Below are 3,592 nucleotides of genomic sequence, written 5' to 3'. Positions count from 1 at the left end.
CCTGCAGCAGGCCTTGCGTGATCTTGTAGGCGCCCTGGTATTCGGCAACCTCCTCGCCCATGACGAAGACATCGCCGTCGCGGCGCATTTCCTCGGCCATCGCATCGCGCAGCGCTTCGCGCACCGTGGTCGAGACCATTTCCGTGCCGGCCGGAATGTCCGGATCGGCGGCGATTTCCGACTTCGGAGCAGCAGCCACCGGCGCAGCCGGCTTTGCGGCCTCCGCCTTATCCTCTGCCGCCGCCGGAGCCTCTGCCTTTGCAGGCGCTTCCGCCTTGGCGGGCGCCGCGGCCTTGCCGATATCCCCGGCACTTTCGCCGTCCTGTAGCAGCACGGCGATCGGTGTGTTGACCTTGACGCCTTCGGTACCGGCGGCGATCAGGATCTTGCCCAGCGTGCCTTCGTCAACGGCTTCGACTTCCATCGTCGCCTTGTCGGTCTCGATCTCGGCGATGACGTCGCCGGCGACGACTTTGTCGCCCTCGTTCTTCAACCACTTCGAAAGATTGCCCTCTTCCATGGTCGGCGAGAGAGCGGGCATGAGAATTTCGATCGGCATGTCCTTGCCCTCCCGTTACAATACGATATCGGTCCAGAGCTCGGACGGATCCGGCTCCGCGTCGTTCTGGGCAAATTCGGCGGCATCCGCGACAATGTCGCGGACCTCCTTGTCGATGGTCTTGAGCTCGTCCTCGGTCGCCCACTTCTTTTCCATCAGCCGTGCCTTGACCTGCTCGATCGGATCATGGTCCGAGCGCATCTTCTGCACTTCTTCCTTCGAGCGGTATTTCGCCGGGTCGGACATCGAGTGACCGCGATAGCGGTAGGTCTGCATTTCGAGAATGATCGGCCCGTTGCCGGCGCGGCACCATTCGGTCGCCTGGTCGCCGGCGGCCTTGACGGCGCGGACATCCATGCCGTCGACCTGGATGCCGGGAATCTTGAACGAGGCGCCACGGTGCGAAAAATTGGTTTCCGCCGAAGAGCGCGACACCGAGGTGCCCATGGCATAGCGGTTGTTCTCGATGATGTAGATCACCGGCAGCTTCCACAGCGAGGCCATGTTGAAGCTTTCATAGACCTGGCCCTGGTTGGCCGCGCCATCGCCGAAATAGGTCAGCGAAACATTGTTGTTGTCGCGGTAGCGGTTGGCGAAGGCCAAGCCCGTGCCGAGCGACACCTGCGCGCCGACGATGCCGTGGCCGCCGTAAAAGTGCTTTTCCTTTGAGAACATGTGCATGGAGCCGCCCTTGCCCCGGGACAGGCCGCCCCGACGCCCGGTCAACTCGGCCATGACGCCGCGCGGCGACAGTTCCATCGCCAGCATGTGGCCGTGGTCGCGATAGGCGGTGATCATCTGATCGCCATCGATCAGTGCCATCTTCATGCCGGTGACGACCGCTTCCTGGCCGATATAGAGGTGGCAGAAGCCGCCGATGAAACCCATGCCGTAAAGCTGGCCGGCCTTTTCCTCGAAACGACGGATGAGCAGCATGTGCCGGTAAGCGGCAAGCTCTTCGTCCTTGGTGAATTCGGCAGGCTTGGGGGCCGAAAGCCCCGATTTGCCGTCGGATTTGGATTTGGCAGGCGCTTTTCTGGCGGCGGTGGCCATGCATCACTCCCTGTTGGCGTCTCTTTGTGGACATTAGAGCAGATGAAATCTGCTCTGGGGAGATCAGCTCTTCCCCACCGATTTAAGGGAGGCTAACACGCGTCAAAGCGTTGCGCCATGCCGAATTTGCATAGCTGGCATGCGCCTAAGCGATTAAAATCATTGAAAATATTGATGATTAACTTGAAATCAGTTATTTCGACGAGGTCGGCAACATAATGGTGATTTCGTCAGCCTGGGACAGATTGAGCGCCTTGCGTGCCTGCTCATCGAGCATGTCCTTTTCGAGCGTGCCTTCATGCATCAACCGAACGCGGCGCTCGAGTTCCATGCGGCGCGCCTTGATCACATCGAGCTGGCCTTGCAGCGCCACCGTCTGGGCTTCCAGCTGATATTTCGAATAGATGCCGAATTCGCCGTGATAGGCGTGAAAGCCGAAATAGGCCAGGAACGCCACGCAAAGCGAGGGAATGATCAGTCGGCCGGTGTTTCTCTGCTTGTGCTGACGCGTCCACATGATCCAAATCCTCGCGGCCGCGAACTCAGGCGGCTCACGATCTTTTTCGCCCGATTGTGCTTAACGGACGGTTACGGGTGTCCTGTTGGGCGGCGTCGAAACAAAAAAGGGCGGGAATGCTCCCGCCCTTTTGTCCGGTATCGATGAGCCGGTGTTTCTGGATCAGCCCTTGACCACCGACTTGCCGGCATAGCTTGCCTGCTTGCCGAGTTCTTCCTCGATGCGGATCAGCTGGTTGTACTTGGCCATGCGGTCGGAGCGCGACAGCGAGCCTGTCTTGATCTGTCCGCAATTGGTGGCAACCGCGAGATCGGCGATGGTCGAATCCTCGGTTTCGCCCGAGCGGTGCGACATGACGGCAGTGTAGCCGGCCTTGTGCGCGGTCTCTACGGCGTCGAGCGTTTCCGTCAGCGAGCCGATCTGGTTGACCTTGACGAGGATCGAATTGGCAACGCCCATGCGGATGCCGTCGCGCAGCCGCGCCGTATTGGTGACGAACAGGTCGTCGCCGACCAGCTGCGTCTTTTTGCCGATCAGGTCGGTCAGGTACTTCCAGCCTTCCCAGTCGTCCTCGGCCAAGCCGTCCTCGATCGAGATGATCGGATAGTCGGCGGCAAGCTTGGCCAGGTATTTGGCCTGGGCCTTGGGATCGCGCGTCTTCTTCTCGCCCTCATAGACGTAGTTGCCGTCCTTGAAGAACTCGGTCGCGGCGCAATCGAGGCCGAGCGCGATCTCGTCGCCCGGCTTGAAGCCAGCCTGCTCGATCGATTCCATGATGAAATCGAGCGCCACCGGCGCGCTTTTCAGGTTCGGGGCGAAGCCGCCCTCGTCGCCGACATTGGTGTTGTGGCCGGCGTCTTTCAGTTTCTTGCGCAGCGTATGGAAGATTTCCGAACCCCAGCGGACACCTTCGCGCAGCGTCGGCGCGCCGATCGGCAGGATCATGAATTCCTGGAAGTCGATCGGGTTGTCGGCATGCGCGCCGCCATTGATGATGTTCATCATCGGTACCGGCAGGAGATGCGCCTTGGTGCCACCGACATAACGGTACAGCGGCAGACCGGCGGCATCGGCGGCCGCCTTGGCCACCGCCAGCGACACACCGAGAATGGCGTTGGCGCCAAGCCGGCTCTTGTTGGGCGTGCCGTCAAGCTCGATCATGGTCTGGTCGATATGGATCTGGTTTTCGGCTTCCATGCCGCCGATGGCCTCGAACAGCTCGCCGTTCACCGCTTCGACGGCCCTGAGCACGCCCTTGCCGAGATAGCGGGCGCCACCGTCGCGCAGTTCGACGGCCTCGTGGGCGCCGGTCGAAGCACCCGACGGCACCGCCGCGCGGCCCATCGAGCCGTCTTCGAGAATGACATCGACCTCGACGGTCGGATTTCCACGGCTGTCCAGGATTTCACGCCCGACAATGTCGATGATGGCGGTCATTTGCGATGTCCTCGATTGATCTGAAG

The 3,592-nt window shown here is 61.0% G+C and carries 4 protein-coding genes; all 4 read right to left on the bottom strand.

Annotation, left to right across the window (positions count from 1 at the left end; all coding sequences use genetic code 11):
- Window positions 1-559, bottom strand: a 559-nt coding sequence (locus EN893_RS24190; protein ID WP_348632501.1) for a biotin/lipoyl-containing protein, incomplete at its 3' end; no start/stop codon positions are given.
- Window positions 560-574: 15 nt separating this feature from the next.
- Window positions 575-1,612: a pyruvate dehydrogenase (acetyl-transferring) E1 component subunit alpha gene (pdhA, locus tag EN893_RS24185; protein ID WP_127272717.1), complete on the bottom strand. Its 1,038-nt coding sequence runs from the start codon at window positions 1,610-1,612 to the stop codon at window positions 575-577.
- Window positions 1,613-1,805: 193 nt separating this feature from the next.
- Complete coding sequence (locus EN893_RS24180; RefSeq protein WP_127270588.1) at window positions 1,806-2,129, bottom strand: septum formation initiator family protein; 324 nt, start codon at window positions 2,127-2,129, stop codon at window positions 1,806-1,808.
- Window positions 2,130-2,291: 162 nt separating this feature from the next.
- Window positions 2,292-3,566 carry a phosphopyruvate hydratase gene (eno, locus tag EN893_RS24175; protein WP_127273626.1) on the bottom strand — a complete coding sequence of 425 codons (1,275 nt, stop codon included), beginning with the start codon at window positions 3,564-3,566 and terminating at the stop codon, window positions 2,292-2,294.
- Window positions 3,567-3,592 lie beyond the last annotated feature (26 nt).

Origin of the sequence: Mesorhizobium sp. M7A.F.Ca.CA.004.04.2.1 (assembly GCF_004022825.1) — a bacterium.
Classification (GTDB): Bacteria; Pseudomonadota; Alphaproteobacteria; order Rhizobiales; family Rhizobiaceae; genus Mesorhizobium.
Note: the sequence above shows the minus strand (reverse complement) of the source record. Positions and strands in the feature narration are given on the sequence as shown.